This is a genomic window from Candidatus Eisenbacteria bacterium (assembly GCA_005893305.1).
GTDB lineage: Bacteria > Eisenbacteria > RBG-16-71-46 > SZUA-252 > SZUA-252 > WS-9.
Window position 1 is genome coordinate 1 of sequence record VBOZ01000023.1, and the last position, 23644, is coordinate 23644.

A 23644-nucleotide genomic window follows, 5' to 3' on the forward strand; every position below is an offset into this window, starting at 1 on the left:
CGGTCCGCGTGTCCAAGGACCTCCGGCCGGCCATCGTGGGTTCGCCCCGCTATTTCGAGTCGCACCCCAAGCCGGCATCGCCCGGTGACTTGCTGAGCCACCGCTGCATCAACTTTCGACACGGCTCGGCCGGCGTATACCGCTGGGAGTTCGACAAGGACAACCAGTCCCTCACCGTCGCAGTGAACGGACCGCTGATCGTCGATGACGTGGAGATAATGATCCGCGCGGGAATCGATGGCGTGGGTCTCGCCTTTACGGACGAGGAACGCGTGGCGTCGCACCTCGCGAGCGGGGCACTAGTGCGCGTGCTCGACGATTGGTGCCCACCGTTCCCCGGCTTCTTCCTCTACTACCCTAGTCGACGGCAGCAGTCCGCTGCACTTTCGGCGCTCATCGAAACGCTTCGCCTGCGAAGAGCATGACAAGGCGGCATTGTCCGACACCACGACTGCAACTCCACCGAATCAGGAAGTCTGTCGAATGCCTCGCACCTGTCGCTGCAGGGCGAAAACCTTTTCGTTCAAAACAGCAAGACGCCCCAGACCCCTGGGGCGCCTTGCGCTGCGTCATGTTCGACGAACGTCAGTTCGTCTTGGCGGCCTCAGGCGGTGCCGGCATGAACGAGTAGGGGCGCGCGTCGGCGAACAGCCAACGGCCACCTTTCTTCTCCATGATGACCGCCAAGTGGATCTTCATCTGCTGCATCGCGGAGCCGTCCGGACCCATGGCGCCGTCGACCGTCATCTCGCCGTCGCAGAAGGCCATGGTCGATCCCAGCGAGCGTGTGACCTTCATCTCGAGAACCTTCGCCGTGGAGGCCTTGAACACGCTCGACTGCTCGTCCGTGAAGAGCTTCTCGATGTCCGAGGTGCCATGAGCCATCCGGCCCATCGGATTGATCAGCGTCGCGTCGTTCGTCCAGTACGACGTCATTGCCTTCATGTCGTGCTGATTCCACGCATCGAAGAACCCCTGAGCGGACTTCATGACACCCTCGTCCGCATTCATGGTGTTCTTCTTCGCATCGGCGGCAAATGCGGACGTCGCGAACAGCAGGAACAGTGCGGCGCTAAGGATTCTCTTCACGCTTCCTCCTCGTTTGGGTTTCGACAACACGCAAGCAGGGACTCGATTGTCGGTGCACCATACCACGCCTGCGTGTCGAGCCGCGAAATAACGACCGGCGGCGGTTGAGGTGTTCGCTGGAGGTGTAACACCGGCGGAGGGGAGTTTCGGATGCGACCGCCTATCAACCGGAGCTGAGCATGGCGCGCGTGGCGGCGGTGATCGCTGCGTCTTCGGGATCGAGCGGATGGATCTGGGTCACTTAGGGACCTCGATCTTGGCAGCCCAGTCCGGCAGCTTCGTGAGCGTGCGGCCGAACTCGCGTTCCAGGCCGGCGATGTCGGCGCTGTAGCCGACGCGCTCGAACCATTCCAGCATCAGCGCCGTATCCTCGCTGAACTGCCGGACCTGTTCGATGGGCGTCTGCGCGAAAGCAATCGGCCGACCGAGCGCGTTCGTGAAGATCTCCGCCGCCGCCGGCATCGTTCGTACGTCACCGGCGAGATCGATCTCGCGGCGGTTCAAGGCGGCGGCATCGGTGAACGCACGCGCGCCGAACCAGCCGATGTCGTCCACCGCAATCATCTGTAGCTTCGTGCCTGGCCCGAGCGCCACGGCCAGCGTGGAGCCCTGGAGACTGTAGGGCGCCACAAGGTTCTCCATGAAGAACACCGGGCGCAGGATCACATGCGAGGGGAAGCGAAGACCGCGCACGGTTTCCTCGATCCGCCACTTGTTGTCGAAGTGCGGGATCCCCGTCCGCTTGTGCGCCGAGCCCACGGATGAGTAGACGAAGTGTTCGACGCCGGCCTCGCGCGCCAGCGTCGCAAGGCGCTTGCCCTGGGCCTCTTCCCGCTCGACGCCCGCTTCCCACGTGTTCTGCACGCCGAAGACGCCCCCGGCGCCGGACAACGCACGGCGCAGCGACGCCTCGTCATCGAGATCGCCCTGGACGACGTCGACGCCCTGGCGCTTCAGCGCCGCCGCCTGCTCGCTGTCTGGCTTGCGCGTCAGGCCGCGCAGATGGAACCCGGCGCCGCGCAGCGCCTGCGCGACCGCACCGCCCTGATGGCCGGTCACTCCCGTGATGAGAATCGTTCGATCCTTCGTCATGGCTGAACCCTCCTCCATTCGTGATGTCATCTCACACGCGCGCCTCAAGCGAGCCGATCGTGGCTTCAACCATGGCCGTCACCCGCCTCCTTCGCACCGACACCGGCCGCAAATAGTCCCAGCTTCTTCAAGATGGCGCGAAGCTGCTGTTTCTCCGTCGGATTCAGAACACTCATGGCGGATTCGAGCTCCGCGGCGTGGCGACCGTAAGCCGTTTCGGCGATCCGCTTGCCGGCCGGTGTCAACTTCAACACCTTGACCCTTCGGTCTCCCGGCGCCGATGTCCGCCGTATGAGGCCCTTTTCCTCCAGTCGATCGACCGCCGCGGTCATCGAGCCGCTCGCGAGCAGTACCCTGCTCTGGATCTCGGTGATCGTCTGCGGACCTTTGTGCAAGAGTGCTTCGAGCGCCACGAAATCCGTGAGGCCCAACCCGGAGTCCTCGATGCTGCCCTCCGCGATCTTGCTCAGCGCGTGATGGCACCTCATCAGAACGATCCAGAGGCCAGGTGCGTCCACGCGGGAGCCGGCGCTCATGCGCGAGCCGACCTGGGCTGTGCCAGCGGCGATGCTGTCGCGATCGCGCGGTCGACCGAAAACGCGCCTGCCCCGCGGATGATGAGATAGGCCGTGATCGCCAGGACCAACAGGTGGTACTCGAAGCCCTCGCCCTTCTGCGTCCCGGCCCAATTCATGAAGAAACCATAGGAGTGATGCACCGTCGCGATGGCGACCAGCATGTTGACGGCGATGCCGAAGGCTGCGATCCGAGTCAGGAATCCCAGAATGAGTCCCAGGCCGCCGAAGAACTCGGCCGCGATGGCCAGGAACGCGAGCGGCGCGGGGATATGAAGGTAACCGGTGAACATTCCCATCGTTCCCGAGTAGCCGGGGCCGCCAAACCAACCCAGCAACTTCTGCGCGCCATGCGCGAAAAAGACGACTCCGAGCACCAAACGTAGAATGAGGGTCGCCGGATTGTCATCCGTAGCTATCAGCTTGCGGAACATCGTGTATCTCCTCCTGACTTAATGGCTTCTACCTACGGGCAGGCGCGGTCGACCCGCCCCGAACGTGCCGACATCTGTCTGAGATGCAATGCCCTTCCATAAGGATTCATTACATCGAGATATATTTACGCGTTCGGAACCCGGATTGTCCTCGTCGGCCGTCTTTTGAAAAGGTTCAGGCGCTTCGACTTACTCGAGCGGGCTCTGTTTGAGATGTAGGGTCTTGAAAGGCAGGTGCTCTACCGCCTGAGCTAACGGCCCGCTCAGCGCTGCTCGAGCCACGCACGGGCTTCGGCGATGGCGTCTTGGTATGAAAGAGAGCCGCCGGCTGCGTAAGCCGCGGCGAAGGCGCTCTCGCCCAGCTCGCTCCGCGCGCGTGCCATGAGGGGCGCGATGCGTTGTTCGTCCGCAGCGGACCGGCGCTCGCCCATCCGCTCCCTCAGCACCTCCGAGACTCCGAATAGGCGCGCCGCGAACGCGCCCTCGCCTAAAGTCGCGGCCAACTGCGCGACCGTGTTCAATACGCCCTGCCCCACCCAACTCGCACCGGTCTCCTCGGCGAGCGCGGCACTCTCTACGAGTCTTCCGCGCGCTGCCCCGAGATCACCCCGTTGAATCGCGACATCGGCAAGGTTCATGAGCAGGATGGCGACCCCCCAAGGATTCCCCACCTCCCGTTCGAGGGTCAGGGCTTCCTCAACGAGAGACCCGGCTGCCTCAAACGCCCCCTCGTCCATGAATATCGTGGCCAGGTTATTGAGCCCCCAACAAAGCAGGTGTTTGTCCCCAATCTGCCGGGAGATCGTGATGCTCTCCTCGTAAAACCCGCGCGCCTCAGCGGAGTATCCCTGCTCATGAGCCACAATCCCAAGCCGCCGAAGCGACGTCGCAGTGACGGCCGTGTCCCCAAGGGCACGCGAGATCGAGAGGCTCTCCTCCAATAGAGAATGAGCCTCTGCGTAGAGGCTCAGACGGCAGGCGAACCATCCCGCCCCGGATAGCACCACGGCTCGAACCCGCGTGGGCGACTCCGCCCCCTTTCGCCCCAGTGCCTCCCGCATCACCCGAAGCCCTAGCTCGTTGAGCCCGCGGCTATGCCAGAATGCTCGCGTTGCTGCCACGAGCTGAAGCCCCTTCTCCGCTCCCCCCTCCGCACGATCGCACCAAGTGTGCCCCGAAAGTACATTCTCGTGATCCCGCTCGAGACGAGCGACCCACTTGGTTTGCTCCGGCCCCATGATTTCAGAATCCGCCTCTACGGCCGATGCGAGAAAGAAGTCGAGATGCCGCGTGCGCGCCTCGCCCGCCTCGCCCGCCTCATTCAGCCTCTCCTGCGCGTACTGCCGCACTGTCTCGAGCATCCGGTACCGAGCCTCACCGCCTGCTTCCCGCTCCACCACCACCAGCGACTTGTCCACAAGATGCGTAAGGAGGTCCAGGACCTCGAACTCGTCCGCCCCGTCGCCGGCGACGGCCGTGGCGGCATCGAGCGCCCAGCCGCCCGCGAAGACCGCGAGCAGCCTAACGAGGCGCTGCTCCTCCGGAGCCAGATGGTCGTAGCTCCATTGGATCGTCGCCCGAAGCGTCTGGTGCCGAGGGAGTGCCGTCTTGCTCCCGCCCGTGAGAAGCCGGAATCGGTCGTCCAGTTTTGCGCGGATCTGATCCACCGAGAGCACCTTCACCCGCGCGGCTGCCAGCTCGATGGCGAGCGGGATGCCGTCGAGCCGCCGGCAGATCTCGGCCACCGCGGGAGCGGTCTTCTCCGTGAGCCGGAAGTCGGGTGCCACGAACCGCGCCCGATCAACGAAGAGCCGCGCCGCATCGGACGCTCCGACCGCACGAGGATCGCGCTCCAGGTCGGGGCCCGGCACCGAAAGCGAGAGCACGGGGTAGGGGCGCTCTCCCTTCACTCCCAAACCTTCACGGCTCGTCACCAGGAGCTTGAGGTCCGCCGCCGAAGTCAAGAGCCGCTCCGAAAGGGTCGCGCACGCCGCGAGCACGTGCTCGCAGTTGTCCAACACGACGAGGGTGCGCTTGTCGGTGAGATGCCGAGCCAGCGAATCCAGGATCGGCCTTCCGGGCTCCTCCCGGACCCCCAGAGCCGCCGCCACGGCGAGGGGCACGCGCTCTGGATCGGAAAGCGGCGCCAACTCAACGAACCATGTCCCATCCGGATGCTCCTCGAGCAGACTCTCCGCAAGCTTGAGCGCCAGACGCGTCTTGCCGCACCCTCCGACCCCCGCGAGGGTGAAAAGGCGGGTCTCTCCGAAAAGCGCCCGACATTCCGAAAGCTCCCTTTCCCGACCCACAAAGCTCGTTAGCTCCTTCGGGAGATTGTGCGGCGGCGCTCCGGCGGTCGCCGCAGCCTGCCGCGTCCCGCGCGCCTTCTCAATCTCGATCCGCGCGTCGCCTATGTCCCGAAGCCGCTGCTGGGGATCCTTCTCGAGACAACGAGCGAGGAGCTCACGGATCTGCCGGGGCGTGTCAGGGGGGAGAGCCGACCACGGGGGCTCCACCGTCAGCACCGCCACCATCGCGTCCGCCGCGGTCAAGCCTTGGAACGCGCGGCGTCCCGTCAGGCACTCGAGGAGCACGCATCCGAAAGCGAAGATGTCCGTGCGCCGATCCTGCTCCGCGCCTCGCACCTGCTCCGGACTCATGTACCCCGGCGTGCCCAGCACCAGTCCCGTCTCGGTGCGAAGCATGGTCGTGGCGGAGATCGTCGCTTCGCTCTCGGCTGAGAGCCCGGAATGCCGGGCGAGGCCAAAATCCAATACCTTCACCGTGCCGCGCGAGGTCAGCATCACATTCCCGGGCTTCAGGTCCCGGTGAATCACGCCGCGCTCGTGCGCCGCCTCCAGGGCCTCCGCGATCGCCCCACAGACTTTGAGCGCCTCTGGAATGCCCAACGCCCCGCGCTTCAGACGCTCAGCCAGCGTTTCTCCTTCGATCAGTTCCAAAATTAGAAACCGCTCCCCGGAAGGAAGCTCCTCGAGCCCGTAGATCGCATCGATGTTCGGATGATTGAGCGAGGCGAGAACCCTCGCCTCGCGGATGAAGCGATGGAGCCGGTCGGGATCGGAGGAGAACGCCACCGGAAGCGTCTTCACCGCCACCTCGCGCTGTAGCCGCGTATCCCGCGCGCGGTAGACCTCGCCCATCCCGCCGGCGCCGAGCGGCGCGACGATCTGGTAGGGCCCGAAGCGGGTCCCGGGGGAAAGGCCCATGGCAGGGCCTAGAATGCGACTTCCCGGTCCATCGCTCAAGGCAGAAGGCATGGTCCCATCTGCCGGGCGACCGCTCAGGCAGCCCACCCGTAAGTCCCGCAGGCGCGAGACCTACCTCACGCCCATTCGCACCAAAAGAGCTTCGTAGCGTGGGTCCTTCCAGAGGGGGGCGAAGTCCGCGAAGTAGGTCACGTAGGCCAAACGGAGTTCGCGCTGGGCGAGCGAGTCATCGAGATCGTGGAACGCTGCGTCAAGGTCGCCCAATTCAGCATGCCAGCGAGCGCGATCCGTTGGAATCAGACTGGCGACGGGAGCGGAAAGCTGCACCCGCAGGACTTCACTTCGCCCTCCCCGCGCATAGGCTTCGCGTAAAGCAGCGGTGGGCACCGCGACGCGCTGCGATACGACCTCAAGCCGTTCCCATAGGGTGAAGTACTGCTCGATGTCTCCCCGCTGCCAGCAGAGCCGAGCGGCCAACTCGAGCGCCAGCGGCAGGCTCGGCGTGAGCTCGAGCGCCTTGCGGTACTGGGCCATTGCCTCGTCGAGTTGGCCCTCCTTCCAGTGCCACTCCCCCATGATGGTCCAGATGCTGGCTGAGAGCGGATCGAGTTCAAGCGCCCGGCGAAGCTCCCGCAGCGCCGCGCTCGATCGACCGGTCATCATGAGCAGGTCCGCGTACCACTTGTGTGCCGTCGCGTCCTCCGGGCTCAGGGTGATCGCTCTGCGAAACTCGTTGTCGGCGTCTTCCCATTGGAGATCGACCATCAGCGCGTAGGCGAGCGTGGCATGCGCTGGACCGAACTCGGGCTTCAACTCTAGAGCTCGCAGTGCGGCTTCGCGCGCTTTCGGAAGCGTATCCCTGGTGGAAACGAGGCTGTAAAAAGGGAGCACGACGTACGAGTCGGCGAGTCCGGCCCACGCCTCGGCGAACGCGGGATCGAGCGCGATCGCATGCTCGAAGAACTTGATCGCCTTCCCTACGTCGGACTCGGTCCGCTTGTTCCAGAGGAAGCGCCCCTCTAGGTAGGCGTCGTATGCATCGCTGTTACGAGTGCCCCGGCTCGTCGCGAGGCCGGCCTGGCTGATCAGCAACTCGCCCGGGAGTGCGGTCACAACGGCGCGCGCCACCTCGTCCTGCACGGCGAAGATGTCGTCCAGTGTTCGCTCGAAGGTCTTCGACCACAGGTGGTAGCCATCCGCGACTTTCACGAGCTGAACGGAGATCCGCACGCGGTTCGCAGACTTGCGAACGCTCCCTTCGAGCACGGTGGCAACGTTGAGTGTGGTGCCCACTTCGGTGATCGTCGGGTTCTTGCCTTTGAAGTGGAACGAGGAAGTGCGCGCAGCGACGCGGAGCCCGCGGATCTTGGAGAGCATGTTCATGAGCTCCTCGGCAAGTCCGTCGGAAAAATACTCGTTCTCCTCGTCGCGGCTCATGTTCACGAACGGCAGAACGGCGATGGAGGTCACGGCCTGAGAGGGCGCCTGGTTCCCGATCTCGATCGTCTGCTTCATGCGCCGCAGCTCGTTGCAGACGTCGAGCGCGGACTGGAAGCGTTCCGGGGGGCCCTTCTCCAGACAGCGCCCCACAATCCGGCCGAAATCGCTCGGGAGATCGCCACGGACCGTGGTGAGCAGCTCTGGAGTGTCGCGAAGAATGGAGGAACTTACGTCGGCGAAGGTCGCACCGTTGAACGGCCGGCGCCCGGCAGCGAGCTCGTAGAGCATGACCCCAAGCGAAAAGATATCGCTGCGGGCGTCCGCGGCCTCGCCGCGGAGCTGCTCCGGAGCCATGTACTGCGCCGTGCCCACCACCTGTCCTTCGCTCGGGCGCGATGCCGTCCTCGTCAGCTCCTGCGTTGCCCCGAGGCTTGTGTCCGAGCCTGCAAGTTTCGCGAGACCGAAGTCGAGCACCTTCAACCGCCCCTCGCGCGTCAGCATCACGTTGGCGGGCTTGAGGTCGCGGTGCACCACGCCCTTCTCGTGCGCGGCGACAAGCGCGTCGGCCAGCGGGATCGCCAGATCGAGCACCTGGGAGAGCGGAAGCCCGCCGGGGGTGACCAGCGCGGTGAGGGCCCGACCTTCGACCAGCTCCATGGTGAGGAAGCGCGTGCCGGCAACCTCCTCGATGGAATGGAGAACCACGATGTTGGGGTGATTGAGGCTGGCCACGGTCCGCGCTTCGCGCTCAAAGCTGGCCAAGCGGCCGGGCGAGGACGCCATGTCCTCGGGCAGCACCTTGACCGCGATGTCGCGTCCAAGTCGCGTATCCCGCGCGCGATAGACCTCGCCCATGCCACCCGCACCGAGGGGTGACAGGATCTCGTAGGTGGCGAGGCGACTGCCGGGAGTGAGCGTCATGGACCCGCCATCCTACCACTCACTCTGGACCCGGTGATCCCGTCTTCGACCCCGGTTACGACTTCGCCTTCTTCGAAGGCTTCGACTTGCCGGAACTGTTGAGGGCGACCGCTTGACGAATGAGCGCCTTGAAGGCGGACTCGTCAACTTCTTCTCCTTCGTGGATGTCGATCGCGCGGCGTACTTTTCCGTCGAGACTCGAGTTGAAGAGACGGGCCGGATCTTTGAGAGACGCGCCCTTGGCGAAGGTAAGCTTCACGACACTCTTGTAGGATTCGCCGGTGCAAATGATGCCGTCGTGCGACCAGATCGGGGTGCCCATCCACTTCCACTCCTCGACGATGTCCGGCGCTGCTTCCTTGATGAGCTGGCGCATTCTGCTGAGGGTTTCCCCGCGCCAGTCCCCGAGCTCGGCGATTCTTTTCGAGATCAGCTCCGATGCCGACTGGTCTTGGCTCATGCTCTCCCTCACGCCGACCGGCGGAATGGAATAAGTTGGCGGATGCGCCTGTCCCGCAAGTAGAGGCCGCCCCAGGCGAGAATTCCTACGACCAATGGAATCGCCGCGCGCGCCGTGTCCGCGATCCGCAAATGAGTGGCCACCGCGCCGCCGAGATACCCGGTCATCACGATTGCGGCGAGGACAGACGTCTGCGGGACAAGGTAGAGCGCCACCAAGGTGCATTCCGAAATGACAATTGGGACGATGGCCGATTCGGGATAGCCATAGCCCGTGACGATTTCGGCCACCGCGTAGGTGTGGTACGTAGCCCTGAACCAAGCGCTGGCCAACAGCTGCGCGACCACGAGAAAGGAAAGGAACCGGCCGGTCCAGGGCATCCAGCGCGGAGCCGAGACGGTGTGGGCGGTTGCAGTAGACATCGGGTACCTCCGGATTTTGGGTTGCGCTTCAGCACTTCGGGGTGTTGGGAGGCCAGGCGCTGATTCTAGAGTAGCATTCCGCTCGCGAGCAGATAGGACTCGAACGAACCGATCGGCTTGGCCGACATCCAGGCGCCGAAGAACTCCGTCTTCAAGGCTGCCCCGAAGAACACTTCGAGTGCGCCCGCGTTCACGCCGGGCACGATGACGACCATTCCCTCCGCCCCCATCTCCCGGGCCTTTTCCTTAATCGCCCACGCGAGGCCCGCGCTGTAGCGCGCATCAGTGACACAGGCCGGACCCACGCGGCCCGTCTCCGTGATCACGGCGTACCCCTTCGTGGACCGGCCGACTCGCACTTGGAAGAAGTGCGCCCCCGGGAGGCTCATCACGAATCGAATATCGGCATCGCGGCGGGCGGCGCGAAACGCGCGGTCGAAGCGAGCCGCGATGGTGAGCATCTGGCGCGACGCCTTGCCGACTCCTCCGACCGGCACCAGCGTCACCGCCCGCTTCGGGCGCGGGGATCGCCTAGGAGGTCCCTTGAGGAGATAAAACATCCCGCGGGGGCGCATCCCGAATTTGAGATAGAGCGCCTGGGCCCGCGGATCCAGTGAGGCGTACACGCACCGAACCGCGGATTGGGGTGGCCGCGGTCCGTTGAATGCCCGCGTGAGCAACTTCCGCCCCACGCCTTTGCTTTGCAAGGAAGGCAGGGTCCATAACATGGAGAGGAAGTGCGTCTTCCCGCGCAGGATCGTCGAGGCGAACGCGATGACCGTTCCTCTTCGGACCGCAACGTGGAAGCCTCGGGGATCGGTCCTCTGGAGATGGGAGAGCGCGGGAACCATGTCCCGGACCCGGAGTGTCGGCGGCGCGGTTCCCTGCCGCCGGGACAAGTCCGCCGCGGAGCGGAGAAAGACGCGCACGCAGCCGGCCATGTCCTCCGGACGCGCCTGGCGGAAGACGATGCGGTTCCGTTTCATTGCGAGAAACCTACATGAGAACGGGACCGAACGAAAGAAAGCCGGCGCGTCGCGACGCTAGCAGCGAGTCAGCGGCCCATCAGCATCCGAAAGGCTAGCCGACCTCAGCCTGGCCTCAACTGCAATTGGCGCAGGCGCCAGCCAGTTCCCTCGATCGCCAGTGCCCCGACATGTCTCGGAGCGGGCTGGAGCCCATAGAACGACCATTGCTCGACCGGGTCGACATCGTTTGAGGCTTCATCAAGGTCTACCGCGAGCCCGACGCCGCGTGCTTTCAGGTAGGCTTCCTTCCTTGTCCAACAGCCGAGAAAGGTTTCGGCGTAACGTCGGGGCGGGCAATCACTCAACTGAGCGAGATCAGCTGACGAGAAGAAGTGCCGCGCGATGTCGGGGTAATCAGCTCGGTCCTGGATGCACTCGAGATCAACGCCGACGTTGGAATCAGCGGCGATGGCAATGAGAGCAAGATCGCCCGAGTGGGAGAGATTGAACTTGAGCCGGCTGCCGCACTCGGGGCCAAGGTCGGGTTTGCCGAACGCGTTGTACGCGTAGGCGATGTGACTCGGTTGGGTCTCGAGGTAGCGTCCCAAGAGGTCGCGCAGCACTCCGTGCGCCACAATGAAACGCTGTCGATCGCGCTCATATCGAAAGCGTTCGCTGCGGCTGCGTTCCTCGACCGAGAGGGTCGCGTAGAGCCGAGCGGACGTTTCAGGGGGAACGTCCAGGGTGGCGCTCCAACAGTGCACTTCCCCCGGCGCCAGGTGAGGCACTCGTCTCGTCATGCGCCGCCGTCCTCGCTCGCAGGTGGGCGGTCGGCCGAGTGCACTGCGTCGGCCATCCCCACGAGCACCTCACGCGGCCCCTTGAAGTCCTCCCTGCCGTGCGCGGTGCGGATGTTGTCCACAAGCATCAGGTCGCCGGCACGCCATGGCTCGCGTACCGTATTTGCCTCGTATGCCTGGTTGATGATCCGCACGACATCCGCGCTGATCGGGTCGCCGTTGCCGAAGCGGGTATTGAACGGCAACCCCTCCTCGCCGTAGACGTCCACAAGGAACTCGCGCACTTCCGGATCGATCGTCCACTCGTTGAGGAACGCGATTTGGTTGAACCAGCACCGCTGGCCGGTCAACGGGTGAGCCGTGATCGCGCTGCGGCGCTGTCGGGTGCGCAGTCCTCCGCCGGATTGCCACTCGAGCTCGATTGCGTTGGCGCGACAGTAGCTCTCGACGGCGTGACGGTCGTCAGTCCCGAACGCTTCGGCGACCGACGCCCCGATGTCCTCGCCGTAGTTCCGGATCAGGAGCCAGCCCTCCCGCTCAAAGCGGGCGACCAGCTCGGCGGGCAGCGCGTGGAGAACGGACGGCGAGTCGGCGACCGGGGTGGCGCCCCCCGCCGTCGGCGCGGTGAGGCATGTGAAGAACATGAGGCCGGGGAACTCAAGCGCGTAACTCAGCTCGTGGTGCATGCACATCGGCTGGTTGGGCGGCCACTTCGACGAGGAGTACACGCCCTGCGCGTAGCTGTGCCGGGAGGCGAACGCCTCTCTCTCGGTCAGCAGGCTACCCAGCTGTCGAAAGACCGATTCGGTCTCGGCCACGCCGACCAGCCCGAGACCGCGAATGAGAAGAGAGCCTGCGCCGCCGCCCACACCGCCCCGTCGCCGGTCCCCTCGACCTCAAGCATCGGCGGCTTTCCGGGTCGCAGGTCCACGTTGAGTAGTGGGGTCGGGGCTGGAGATGGCATCGTGCTTCCCTTTCAGTCGCTCCAGATTGCGGAACGCGGAGCCGCTCTCCGATCGACCAGCGTGGCTAGGTCGGCGAGGATCGGGTGCTCCGTGAGTTCTTTGAGGGACACGGCACGGTTCAAAGCGATCACCAGCTTCACCGCCGACAGCGACGTGCCGCCCAGCTCGAAGAATTGGCCCCACCGGCCGATCTGGTGCTTGGGAATGCCGAGCACCTCGGCCCATGCGGCCGCCACCCATTGCTCTGTTTTCGTCTTCGGGTCCTCCACCACGGTACCCGGCCCGTCGCGACGGTCATCGGCAACATCGAGCTCTCCGGCGAGCGCCATTAGGGCCTTCCTATCGACCTTGCCGTTCTCCGTCAACGGTAGCGTTCTTCGCCAATGGAAGGCCGACGGCACCATGTACTCGGGGAGAGACTCGCCCAACCGGTCCCGTAGCAGGCCGGCATCCAGTGCGCGCTCGCCGGAGGAGAAAGCCACGAGGCGCTTGCCGTGGTCGCCGCGCCCAGTGACCACGACGGCGCCGTCGCGGAGGCCGGGCAAGCGCAAGAGCGTATTCTCGATCTCGCCGATCTCGATCCGGAAACCGCTCACCTTGACCTGGGTATCGCGGCGGCCGAGGAATTCCAACTTGCCGTCCGGAAGCCAGCGGCCATAGTCGCCGCTCCGGTAGAGCCGATGCCCCTCCCGGTGTGGATCGGACATGAAGGCGCGCTGCGTGCGTTCGAGGTCGTTGACGTACCCGCGGCCGACGCACACCCCCGAGAAGGCGATCTCACCTGGTGCGCCGAGCGGTACGGGTGAAAGTTGCTCGTCCACGACGTAGACATAAACATTCTGGATCGGACGACCCAGCGGAACACGTTCCCGGTCGGGCACCCGGTCCATGATCTCGTGGTTGGTGTCGTCCGATGTCTCGGTAAGCCCGTACGCATTGAGCAGCTTGATTGTGGGCTGGATCGCAAACCAGCGCTGCACGAGCTCCTTCTTCAGCGCCTCGCCAGTGACGGAGACGCACCGCAGGTCCGGCAGGTCGCGTGGGTGCCGCTCGAGATACGACAGCAGGACTTCGAGGTAGGACGGTACGACCTGCAGGAAGGCGACCCTTCCGCCAACGATCTCGTCGACGAAACGCTTCGCGTCGAGGATGGTCTCCTGCCCCACCACCAAAGTCCGCCCACCGACCAGGAGCGCAGAAACAAGCTGCCAGAGCGAGATGTCGAAGCACTGGGGTGCGGTCTGAGCCACCACGTGGCCCCTGCCGATTCCCAGATCATGGATCTTGGCGCAGAGGTGGTTCAGGAAGCCTGCGTGCTCGCACATCACGCCCTTGGGCTCACCGGTGGAGCCGGAGGTGAAGTAGATGTAGGCGAGCTGGTTCGCAGTAACCTTGACGCCGAGATCGTCGTCGGCATGGCTCTCTTCGTGGGCGGCGTCGAGGCGGAGCGTCTGGACTCCGCGCAGAAACTCGAGCGCGTGGTCGAGCCCCATCGTGCTGCCGCGCTCCGTGAGCACGAGCCTGCAGCCGGCCCGGGAAAGCATCTTCGCGATGCGGTCCGCCGGGAAATGGGGCTCGATCGGTAAGTACGCGCCGCCCGCCTTGAAGATCCCGAGCACTGCGGCCATCCAGTCCAGGTTGCGCTCTGTCACCACGGCGACGATGCCCTCGCGCCGGAGCCCCCGCGCCACCAGGGCTCGAGCGAGATGATTGGCACGGCTGTTGAGCTGCCGGTAGGTCCAGTGACGGTCGCCGTGCACGGCCGCGACGGCGTCCGGGTGTGCCCTGACCCGCTCCTCGAACAACTCGTGGACTCGGCGGTCCGGCACGTCCCTGTGCGGCCCGCGGAGGGCATGGAGCTGGAGGTGCGACTCTTCGTTTGAAAGGAGGCTCTGCCGCGCGTGCTCGGCATCCTCATCAGCCGCGATCAACGTGAGCGCGGTGATGTGATATCCGGCGATCCTCGCGGCGTAGCTCGTATCGACCGCGTCGGTTCGGTATCGAAGGCGGACCACGACCCCGTCACCTTCCACGATGCTGACCCGGAGGACGATGTCCTCCCCAAGCTCCCCGCCGTCGGCGGAGATCGGATCGAAGATGGTCTCGAAGAGTGGTTCCGTGAGGCCCAGCTCCCGCTGGAGCTCCTCGATTGGAACGTCTCCGTGCGACCGCAGCTCGAGCTCGGCTCGATGAGCCTCCAGCACCATTGCCCGCCAGGAGCGCGGTTCGAGCGTGATCCGGCAGGGCAACGGTGGACGGCCTCTCGTGGCGACGTAGCCGGTCGAGACCACGCGCTCTCCCGACAGCGCTCCGAGCACCTTGGCGTGCGCGGCCAGCAATACCGAGCTGAACGACACCGCCAGCTCGTCCGCCAGCCGTCGCACCGCGGTCACGATCTCGCCGGGGATCCTAGCCTCGTGTTCGCCCACGCCGGCCACCGGCTTACGGGTCCACCGCGGGAGGGGGGTGAACGCGGCTGCGAGAAGCGCGCGGCTCCAGTAGTCCCGACCGCGCTCCGCGTGAAGTGCGGTGTCACGCAGGCTGATACTGCTCATCTCGCATCTCCCTGGCTGGGTTCCCTCCCCAGCGAGCGTGTGCCGGAACGTCCTCTCCCTTCATGAGGAAGGAGTGGGCGGCGAGAGCGGAGCCGTCACCCATCGTCACCCCGTAGTGGACCAGTGCGCCGACGCCAATCGTGCAGCCGGCGCCAATCGTGGTTCGGTCGGACTTGAAGGTGGCGTCCTCCTGCGAGTGACATTGGATATTGCTGCCGTTGTTGAGCGCACAGTGGTCCCCGATGGTGGCGAGCGTTCGTTCGGGTATGTGGACGCCGTCGTCAAAGACCCTCCTGCCGATCCGAACACCCATCAAACGCCAGAGGAAGGTCTTGTAAGCGCTGCCGTCAAAGGAGTGGAGAAAGTCCAGGGCGGGCACCTTCCACAAGCGCTCGTGCAGCCAGAAGCGCGGGTCGTAGATGGAGCAGTAGGTGGGCTCGAGCGAACGGAATCCGGCCAGGCAGCGCTCCACCAAAACGAAGTACAACGGGGTGACCAAGAGGCTCGCCGCTAGGAGCGCGGCCGTGGCCAAATGTCCCGCGACGTCATAAAGCGCGATGGCGGAGAGGTTCAGTATGGTGACGATGAAGACGCCGAGCCATCGCGCGAAGAGGAAGATCACCATGGTGCGGATATTGTGTCGGTTCTTAGCCGCAAGGCGACGGGGGAACTCCTCGCCGATCCGAAGATGATCGAATCGGGTGTCGCGGTCGACGGTACGTGGAATCTCGAAGCATGGCGAGCCGAGCAGGCCTGTGTTCTCGCGAATCGCGCCGTCCAGCGGAACCATCACCTTGGTCGCGAGCAGGCAGTTGTCGCCGGTCCTGGCTCCGGAGGAATAGGTGACGTCGTTGCCCAGAAAGTTGCGGGGGCCGATCGAGGCGCGGGTCACGCAAAACGACGAGCTCGAGACCTCGTCGTTGATGATCGCCAGCCCGTCGGCAACCATCGTGCCGGTGCCGACCGAGCACAGGCACGGGTTCGCTTGCGTCATCACGAGTCCGAAGTTCGACCCGGTCTGCTCGACCGGGGACAGGCGGTACCCCAACCAGCTCAGATAGTGGACGATGTAGGAGCTGTCGCCGAACAGACGAGCGAAGAGCTTGACGTTGCTCAGGCGCGCGATCGCCCGCTGTACCCGATCGTGGAATCCATATAACGGGTAGGCCCTGTCCGGTTCGAGAAACAGGTTCAGGATGCGAGGGACCGCGACCGCGAGCGGCAGGCCGATGAGAACGGCGCCGAAGAACAAGAGCAGCGAGAGTTCCAGTGCCTCGATCGAGAGGTCCCGCAACGTGAAGGCGGTGGCGTTTGCAGCGCTCGGATCCAGAAGCCTGGCCAGCTCCGGCGCGACCCGCGCGAGCAGGTATGGACTCCCCTCTAGGAATGGCAAGTACACGAGGAAGACCAGCAGCAGGGTGCCGGCACAGAAGCCGACGCGACGCAGCGTGCCGCAGGGCATCGGGGCTACTCTCAGATAGTTCACCTCCGTGCGCTGTGCCGGAGAGCCGTGCCACCGCTCGCCGGCCGGTATCGTCTGGCCGCTGTGCAACGCCGAGGCGTGACCGAGCTGCGTCCCATCGCCCATGGCCGTGTTGATGTCGAGCACGGTCCTCTCCCCGATGAAGGCGTCCCGGCCGATCGTGATCGTCCCGGTCTCGATTCGCCCCGCATGCGCCCGGTAGCACTGGAAGAACGACTCCTTGCGGATGACCGTCCCCGCGCCGATGGTGAGCAGATCGGTGCACACCGGTATGCGCCGGGAGAAGATCACGACGCCCGTGCCGATCTTCGCGCCGAGCGCCCTCAGGTAGAGCACGTAGAGGGGGGACCCGACGAACAGGAGGGCGCAGGGGTTCGCCCGGATCAAGGTCTTGACGATCCAAAAGCGGACGTATGCCGGACTCCAGAGACGGATCTGCCCGGGCTTCCACCGACCGATGAGCACCCACTTCGCCAGGATCGGCATGCTGCACACCAGGAGGAAACCCGCGATGCCGCCCAGGACGAGCCGCCGGTAGATCTCGAGGGTATCCGAGCCCGCGGAGATCCATTCGTAGACTCGGCCGAAGGCGACCACGGCAAGGTAGGTGAACCCGAGATACGCGAGGAGCTGGAGCGCACCGCACGCAACGTACTCAAGCGTGCTCGCCGGTGTCGCCGCCTCGACCGCCGCGGGCCCCGGCGACTCGACCGCGCGAGGGGCGACGTCCGCGAGCGACGCCGCGAGACTCCGGATCGTCGGGTGGCGGTAAACGTCCCTCATCGATATGGGCGGCAGGTCCCCCCGCTTCCTCACCCGCGCGCAGAAGTGGGCCATCACCAACGAGTCGGCCCCTAGCTCCTCGAAGAAATGGCTGTCGACCGGCACGCCGTCGACACGCAGGACGCCGGCGAGCACCTCCGCGAGGACGGTCTCGGTACGTGCGGTGACAGTGCTGCGCGGATCCTCCAGCACCGTCGATTCAGCGGTCACAGTAGGTTCCGCCACGCCGCGGCTCATCGCGCGACCTCGTAGAAGAAATCAGCCAGGCGCATATCCCGTCCTCCCGCCACCGCCTGGTCGTACACCCACTTCCCGACTGCCACGTCGAGTATTCCCATTCCGAAGGGCGAGAAGATGATCGGACGGCTGCGATCGACGGATCGGCGTCCGAGCATGATGTCGGCGAGCGTGCCCGTCACAAAGCTTCTGTCCCCGGTTTGCTGCTCGGCGAGATGGGGCGAGGTGTTCGCCTTCATGACGTGGTCGACGTCGTCGACAACGTTTTGGGACCTCAGGAGGATCTCGGGGGCGAGATCGCGAAGTGAGATATGCAGCACCAGGGGGTTGTGCTCGAAAAGGGCAGGATCGACGACGTGGGGCGTCGATGCCACGGTGGTGAACACGATCAGATCACAGGCCCTGACAAGTTCTGCCGTGTCGGGGGCAACCGTGACGGCGGCGTGCTGCTCACGACGGCAAACGGTGTTCCGGAACTTCTCGCTCTCGACGGGCGACCGGTCGTACAACCGCACCTCATCGATCGCCCACCCCGTGTCGAGTAGAAACTCGTAGAGGTAGCGGGCGATGAGCCCTGTGCCCACGATTCCAAGCGAATGCGCCCGCCGCGAGCGCCCGCCGAGCCAGTACGCGGCGAGGGTGGCCGAAGCGGCTGTCCGCGCCGCGGAGATGATCGAACTCTCGAGAATGGCAAACGGGTACCCGGTGTCGCAGCGGTTGAGCACGAGCACGGCCGAGGCCCGCGGAATGCCCCGCTGGACGTTGCCGGGATAACTCGCGATCCACTTCAGCCCGGCGACCTCGAACCCGTCTCCGAGGTAGGCCGGAAGCGCGATAATCCGACAGTCGGGCTTGTCGGGAAACCGCAGGAAGTGGCTGTCGGGGTTCACCGAATGCCCGGAGGCGTGCGCCAGGTAAGCGCCCCGAACGATCTCGACGCACTCATCCCGATTGCCGCGGATGATGTCGGACACCGTCTGGCCGTTGATGATCGAAAGCGCGAAGTCCACGATCACCTCTAGTGGAGCGTGGTCGCCCAACTCGAATCGAACACAGTGTCGAGATAGGGCGCACCGCGGTCCGCACATAGGAACAGCACGGTGGGACGCTTGGACGCGACCATCCTTGGCGCGTACCGCTTGATCGCCGCGAACACAGTCCCGCTGGAGCCGCCGACGAACAGCCCGTGGTCGATGAGAAGCTCCTGGCAGGCCTGAACGGTCTCCCCCTCGGGCACCAGCACGACGTCGTCGATCGTGGCATGCGACAAGAGCGGCGGGACAATGCTCGACCCAATACCCGGAATATGACGCTTACGCGGTGGGCCCCCGAAGATGACGGAGCCTTCGGTATCGACGGCGATGACGCGAACGTTCGGATAGCGCTCCTTGAGGCGACGAGACACCCCGGCAATCGTTCCCGCACTACTGACGCCGATGAAGACATAGTCGAGGGAGTGGAAGTTGGCACAGATTTCGCCCGCCGTGAGCTTGTAATGCGCCTCCGCGGCGTCCGGGTTTCCGTACTGGTTCGGCCAGTAGGAGTGCGGAATGGTGGCGCACAGCCGGTGCACCATCTCGAGGCGGGTCTTCAGGTATCCGCCTGTGTCGTCGAGGTCCTCGACCTTAACGACTGTGGGGCAGATCCGCCGGAGGAAGGACTCGTAAGTGCTGGAGATCTTGGGGTCGATCACCGGGATGAATCGCAGACCGATCAGGCGAGTGAAGGCTGCGAGAGCGCTGGCAAAGTTTCCGGAGGAAGACTCGATCACCGTCGTCTTGTCGCAAAGCTGGCCTCGCTCGGCCGCCCGTTTGAGGATCCAATAGGCGGTGCGGTCCTTGATGCTCCCGACCGGGTTGACGTATTCGAGCTTCGCGAATAGGTTCATCCCCTCCATGGCCAATGGCACATGCGGGGTGGGTCGTAGGGCATTTCGGAGCAGTTTCAGCCGCGCGACGAGATGCGGGGCCGGCCGGAGTTCCGGACCGACCGTTTGGAGGTTCGCTACCCCGTGCGGAGGCGTCGATGGCCCAAGTCTGCTGTCAGGTGGCAAGTGCATTTGGCATTCCCCTCCATGGCGACCCCCGCAACCCCCACCGTGTAGGAAATATTGCGACAAAGGCGCCGCGCCCACCATTCGGTAGACTACGGTTGTAGGCTAGGGAAAACTACGTAGGAGGAAGGAGGGGTGTGGCGGCGAAGGAGTGCTTGCTGCAACCCCTTGATGCGCCCGTCGAGATCGGCAGCTGTCACCGTTAACCACGGCCAGAGTACAATCCAGGCGCCTGGACGTATGGATCGCAATCGACGCCGAGGCGGTTGCGGCCGCCACGCCGAGACGCTGAGCTTGCAACCGAAGGAGAAATCGATGAGAGAGCCCATCGAAGTTGGTTACGAGGCGTTCGTGTCCGACCAGGAGGAGAAATTCGGAGCGATTCGCGCTGTCTCGCCGCGTGAGCTCACGGTATGGGTCGAGCACGCGGGCGACTTCTCGGTCCCGATCGAGGCCGTCGTGTCGGTTCAGTCGGAGAAGGTCACGTTTGACTGCGGCAAGCTCAATCACAAGCTTCGCGTCGCCATCGGCCACGCCCACGACGCCGAGGCATAGGAGAGACCGGTGACCCCGACAACACTCAGGTGTCCAAGAGCGTCGGCGCCGACGTACGGGAGAAGGCCGGCGCTTAGGTCGCCGCAGACGCGCGTGTGCCGCATTATGCCCCGCGGACTATAGTTACGGGCTCCCCTCCTCCGAAAGGCGATACCAGTCGACGCGCCGCGTGATGATCATCACGATCGTGAGCGCCGCGAACAAGAGAATGGCACCCAGGAGCAGAGCATAGTCCTCCGACTGGAGGATCACGTAGAGGAAGCCGTACAGTGCGCCGAGCACCCCACCCACAACGAGTCCCCGCCGCATGCTTCCCAGAACGTGCCCGACATAGAAGGCGATAAGCCCGACGCACGCGCCGCTCGCCGCAAGATAGGCCGCTGCGAACGGGAGGTGCTCCGATAGCGAGACAAGCAGCAGGAAGAACAGGGCGAGGGCGGCACCGCAGAGGACATACTGGATCGGATGGATCGCCATCCGCCGTAGCACTTCGAATAGAAGGAACGCAACGAAGGTCAGGAAGACGAACAGGAAGCCGTACTTTACCGCCCGTTCGGATTGGGAATACACGTCGACGGGCTGGACGAAGCGAACACCGAGGTCGGAATTGAGGAATCCTGACGCCCCGCCGTCGCGATCGGGAGTGAGAATCGCGCGGCCCATGCTGTCCTGAATACGTGCCATCGCGTCGTCGATCCCGGTCGCGAAGCGCGACAACTGCCAATGCGCGTGGAAGCCCCGCCCGGAAACATTGCGCTCGTCAGGAAGGAACGCGCCCACAAAACTCGGGTGCGGCCAATCGGACGACAGCTCCACGCTGGTGACGGAGCCGATCGGAAGAAACATGAGGCGGTCGGTGCCCATGAGCTCGAGCCTTACGTCGAGCGCCACACGACGGCCGACGGCATGGGAAGGAAGGGCCACACTGAACCCTTGCTGAAGCCAGCCCGGACCGGCGCCTGGACGCGGTTCCAGAGCCGCTGCGTCGAGCCTGACCTGCGGTACCATGCGGATCCCGCGCGGATCGGAGACGCCAACCACGACCTCGGCTCTCGGCTCCTCCAGCAGCAGGCGCTTGTCTGAAACGCCAAGCCGGGGCGGTACGGTAAATTCAGCGGTGATCTCGTTCGCCGAGCGGAACACCGGCACGCGATGGATCCCGCGCTGTCGTGTCTCGACGTGCGCGTTGGAACGGACCGCCAGCGAATCGGGAAGCAAGATTTCCGTGCCTTCCCGCACCTGTTCGACCCCACCCTTCACGGCCGGCGGAATACGCTCGCGATAACGCACGACAATGAGGGGACCGACGAGGGTCTGACTCCTGGCCGTGCTCGCTGCGACCTCGGCGGTGATGGCGTCGCGATAGCGGGCCCGATCCTTGACCACACCCCAAATCATGACGAGCGGCACCACGAAGGCCAACGCCAGAACACCCACGATCAACGCCTTCAGAAGCACATTCCAACGCATGCCACCCTCCAGTTTCGGTAGACCCAGCCGTTGCGCCCGGCAATCGGCGCGATGCTTTGTAGCGTAAAGTACTCCACGGTATAGTCAAGTCGAAACGCCCGCCTGGGTGCCGACGCGGCCCATGGCCCAATGAGCCTCCCAGAGCCGCCATCCTAACGGGTACGATGCCGTTACGTCAGTGCCACTCCCCTTCTGGAGCACGTGCGACATGCCGAGACGCTTCACCATGCCCCTGATTATCGTTGCCGTGACCCTGCTCGGGTCGGCTCCGGTATTGCTCCAGGGCGCCACCCCTCCGAACGCGACAGCACAACATCCCTTCGCGGCACCCCTTCCCGAAACCCCGCTGGCCAAGCCGCTCGTGTTTAACGGAGGCTTCGGGGATTATCGGATGGGCCATTTTCACGCGGGATTCGACCTCGGCACCGTGCGGAAGGTGGGACGTCCCGTGTTTGCGCCGGATCGCGGCTGGATTGATCGGGTTCGGAGCTCCGGAGTCGGTTATGGACGATCGATCTACCTGCGCACATCCGACGGGCGCACCCTCCAATTTGGCCACCTCGATGCCTTCGCCGGCGCTCTCGCCGGGTACGTGCAGCACGTGCAGGACTCCACGGGGCAATACGAGCAGGACCTCTGGCCGTCTCCCGGGCAGTTCCCGGTGCGCGCGGGAGAGATCATCGCCTGGTCGGGAGAGAGCGGCGCGGGTGGCCCGCATCTGCACTTCGAGATCCGGCGCGGGGACGTGGCCTACCACCCGCTACGCGCGGGACTCGTGGTCGTGGACAACGTCCCCCCGAGGCTCGCGACGCTGATCCTCGAGCCGCTGGACGATACCTCGCTGGCCGCCGGGCGGTCGGGGCCCCTTCCGGTGGCTCTCTCAGGCGGAGACACGGTATCGGCGATCGGGAGGTTTCGCGCGATCGTCCGGGCGAGCGATCGATTGCCGAACGGAACCGAGGACACGGTGCCGTGGTCCGTGGGGATCGAATGGGACGGTCGCCGCACGGAGTGCAGGTTCGACAGTATTTCGTGGGCCACCGACATGTCCGAGGAGGAATACGTCTACGACTCGGGACGGGTCACCGGTGGAAAAGGTCTCGTCGTGTGGTCCCCCCGGGGATTCCGTCCTAAAGTCCTCCGCGCCGACGCGCCAGCGGGCGAGGAGGCCGGAACGATCACGATTCGACCGGGCGATCCGCCGCGCGCGCTCGACGTGTGGGCGCGCGATCTGGGAGGTGGTGTGGCTGTGCGGCGCGTAATGTTGCGGCCCGGTGCTGCGCCGCCGCGCGCGTTTCCGGGTTGGTGGAGTGGCAAGGAATCTTGGAGTGGGACGTCTGTCTCTTTCGCATCGCTCCCCGGAGGATTCCTCCGCCTGACGGCTCCGGGCTCTTCCTCGAAGGACGGGCCCGACCTCCAGCTTGGCGCCGAGGCGCGGCATGCCACGCGTGCGCCCGGCGGCTGGAGCGCCACGTTCTCCGTTCCCGAAAGCGCTGCCGCGCGGACCGTGCACTTGCCTCTCGCGCTGCGTGGGTCCGCATCCGTCGCGGCCCTTTCGGCGCGCGGAGGGCTCGTCTGGGCGCGGCGCGAGCGCTCGGGCGCCAAGTTCGAGCTGGCGGACGCGACGGGAACGTTGCGGGTCGGGTTCGCTCCGGGAGCGCTCTTCGAGGACGCGACCGTAGTGGCTTACGCCTACCCTCGGAGTGGAGCGAGGGGCCTGATCGCCATCGATAACTCGTGGCAGGTGGAGCCCTCGCGCCATCCGCTCCGCATTCCCGCGCGAGTCCGCCTTGCCGCTCCTACCGGGACGTCGCTCGATCGGGTCGGCCTCTACCGACTCGACAGCGGCGGCTGGCAGTGGATCGGCTCGGACCGGGATTCGGCCACTGGGGCCGTGGCCGGGAACTCATCGAAGCTCGGCCGCTTCGCTCTCTTCAGCGATGTGGTCGCGCCACGAGTTGCCTTGATCAAACCGCCCGCGCGCACCGCACGTCCCGCACGTGCCCGGCCGTACAGCCGCTGGGCTGTCGAGGCCTCCGTAGTGGAAGCCGGGAGCGGTATCGACGCGAGATCTTCGTGGTTCGAGGTGGACGGGCGGCGCGTACCGACCGAATG

General features: G+C 65.0%; 19 protein-coding genes. 3 read left to right on the forward strand and 16 right to left on the reverse strand.

The genetic code is table 11. The annotated features are described in order from the left end of the window. The coding region (locus tag E6K79_07800; GenBank protein ID TMQ64310.1) for a LysR family transcriptional regulator at positions 1–425 on the forward strand (425 nt) is incomplete at its 5' end. A gap of 160 nt (positions 426–585) precedes the next feature. On the opposite strand, the gene E6K79_07805 is transcribed toward E6K79_07800, so the two are convergent. The 15 genes from E6K79_07805 to sbnA all read right to left on the reverse strand — a co-directional run bounded on the left by E6K79_07805 (position 586) and on the right by sbnA (position 19510). Beyond that, positions 586–1089 carry a nuclear transport factor 2 family protein gene (locus E6K79_07805; protein ID TMQ64311.1) on the reverse strand — a complete coding sequence of 168 codons (504 nt, stop codon included), beginning with the start codon at positions 1087–1089 and terminating at the stop codon, positions 586–588. Positions 1090–1326: 237 nt separating this feature from the next. Further along, positions 1327–2181, reverse strand: coding sequence for an NmrA/HSCARG family protein (locus E6K79_07810; GenBank protein TMQ64312.1), 855 nt, complete (start codon positions 2179–2181; stop codon positions 1327–1329). Between the two features lie 65 nt (positions 2182–2246). After that, positions 2247–2717: a winged helix-turn-helix transcriptional regulator gene (locus E6K79_07815; GenBank protein TMQ64313.1), complete on the reverse strand. Its 471-nt coding sequence runs from the start codon at positions 2715–2717 to the stop codon at positions 2247–2249. Then, complete coding sequence (locus E6K79_07820) at positions 2714–3190, reverse strand: DoxX family protein (GenBank protein TMQ64314.1); 477 nt, start codon at positions 3188–3190, stop codon at positions 2714–2716. Before E6K79_07820 ends, E6K79_07815 begins: the two co-directional genes overlap by 4 nt. Before the next feature lie 263 nt (positions 3191–3453). Then, a complete protein-coding gene (locus tag E6K79_07825) occupies positions 3454–6468 on the reverse strand; it encodes a tetratricopeptide repeat protein (protein TMQ64315.1) in 3015 nt (1004 codons plus the stop codon). A 60-nt stretch (positions 6469–6528) separates the two neighbouring features. Next, entirely contained in the window at positions 6529–8778 is a 2250-nt protein-coding gene (locus tag E6K79_07830) for a tetratricopeptide repeat protein (GenBank protein TMQ64316.1), read from the reverse strand. A 55-nt stretch (positions 8779–8833) separates the two neighbouring features. Continuing rightward, positions 8834–9238 carry a DUF1801 domain-containing protein gene (locus E6K79_07835; GenBank protein TMQ64317.1) on the reverse strand — a complete coding sequence of 135 codons (405 nt, stop codon included), beginning with the start codon at positions 9236–9238 and terminating at the stop codon, positions 8834–8836. 8 nt (positions 9239–9246) lie between these two features. Next, on the reverse strand, positions 9247–9660 hold the full coding sequence (locus tag E6K79_07840; protein ID TMQ64318.1) for a DoxX family protein: 414 nt from the start codon (positions 9658–9660) through the stop codon (positions 9247–9249). A 65-nt stretch (positions 9661–9725) separates the two neighbouring features. Beyond that, positions 9726–10646, reverse strand: a complete 921-nt coding sequence (locus E6K79_07845; GenBank protein TMQ64319.1) for a GNAT family N-acetyltransferase — start codon at positions 10644–10646, stop codon at positions 9726–9728. Positions 10647–10750: 104 nt separating this feature from the next. Then, positions 10751–11428: a 4'-phosphopantetheinyl transferase superfamily protein gene (locus E6K79_07850; GenBank protein ID TMQ64320.1), complete on the reverse strand. Its 678-nt coding sequence runs from the start codon at positions 11426–11428 to the stop codon at positions 10751–10753. After that, positions 11425–12297 carry a TauD/TfdA family dioxygenase gene (locus E6K79_07855; protein TMQ64321.1) on the reverse strand — a complete coding sequence of 291 codons (873 nt, stop codon included), beginning with the start codon at positions 12295–12297 and terminating at the stop codon, positions 11425–11427. Before E6K79_07855 ends, E6K79_07850 begins: the two co-directional genes overlap by 4 nt. Before the next feature lie 107 nt (positions 12298–12404). Next, positions 12405–14948 carry an amino acid adenylation domain-containing protein gene (locus tag E6K79_07860; GenBank protein TMQ64322.1) on the reverse strand — a complete coding sequence of 848 codons (2544 nt, stop codon included), beginning with the start codon at positions 14946–14948 and terminating at the stop codon, positions 12405–12407. Next, on the reverse strand, positions 14926–17451 hold the full coding sequence (locus tag E6K79_07865; protein ID TMQ64323.1) for a peptide synthetase: 2526 nt from the start codon (positions 17449–17451) through the stop codon (positions 14926–14928). Before E6K79_07865 ends, E6K79_07860 begins: the two co-directional genes overlap by 23 nt. After that, positions 17448–18461, reverse strand: a complete 1014-nt coding sequence (sbnB, locus tag E6K79_07870; protein ID TMQ64324.1) for a 2,3-diaminopropionate biosynthesis protein SbnB — start codon at positions 18459–18461, stop codon at positions 17448–17450. Before sbnB ends, E6K79_07865 begins: the two co-directional genes overlap by 4 nt. Positions 18462–18469: 8 nt before the next feature. Beyond that, positions 18470–19510: a 2,3-diaminopropionate biosynthesis protein SbnA gene (sbnA, locus tag E6K79_07875; protein ID TMQ64325.1), complete on the reverse strand. Its 1041-nt coding sequence runs from the start codon at positions 19508–19510 to the stop codon at positions 18470–18472. Positions 19511–19819: 309 nt separating this feature from the next. On the opposite strand from sbnA, the gene E6K79_07880 reads away from it, so the two are divergent. Next, positions 19820–20059 carry a hypothetical protein gene (locus E6K79_07880; GenBank protein TMQ64326.1) on the forward strand — a complete coding sequence of 80 codons (240 nt, stop codon included), beginning with the start codon at positions 19820–19822 and terminating at the stop codon, positions 20057–20059. 123 nt (positions 20060–20182) lie between these two features. Here the strand turns inward: E6K79_07880 and creD are convergent, their stop codons facing one another. Next, positions 20183–21529 (reverse strand): cell envelope integrity protein CreD, encoded by a 1347-nt coding sequence (gene creD, locus E6K79_07885; GenBank protein TMQ64327.1) that lies wholly within the window; start codon positions 21527–21529, stop codon positions 20183–20185. Positions 21530–21737: 208 nt separating this feature from the next. Here creD and E6K79_07890 point away from each other — a divergent pair. After that, the coding region (locus E6K79_07890; protein ID TMQ64328.1) for a M23 family metallopeptidase at positions 21738–23644 on the forward strand (1907 nt) is incomplete at its 3' end.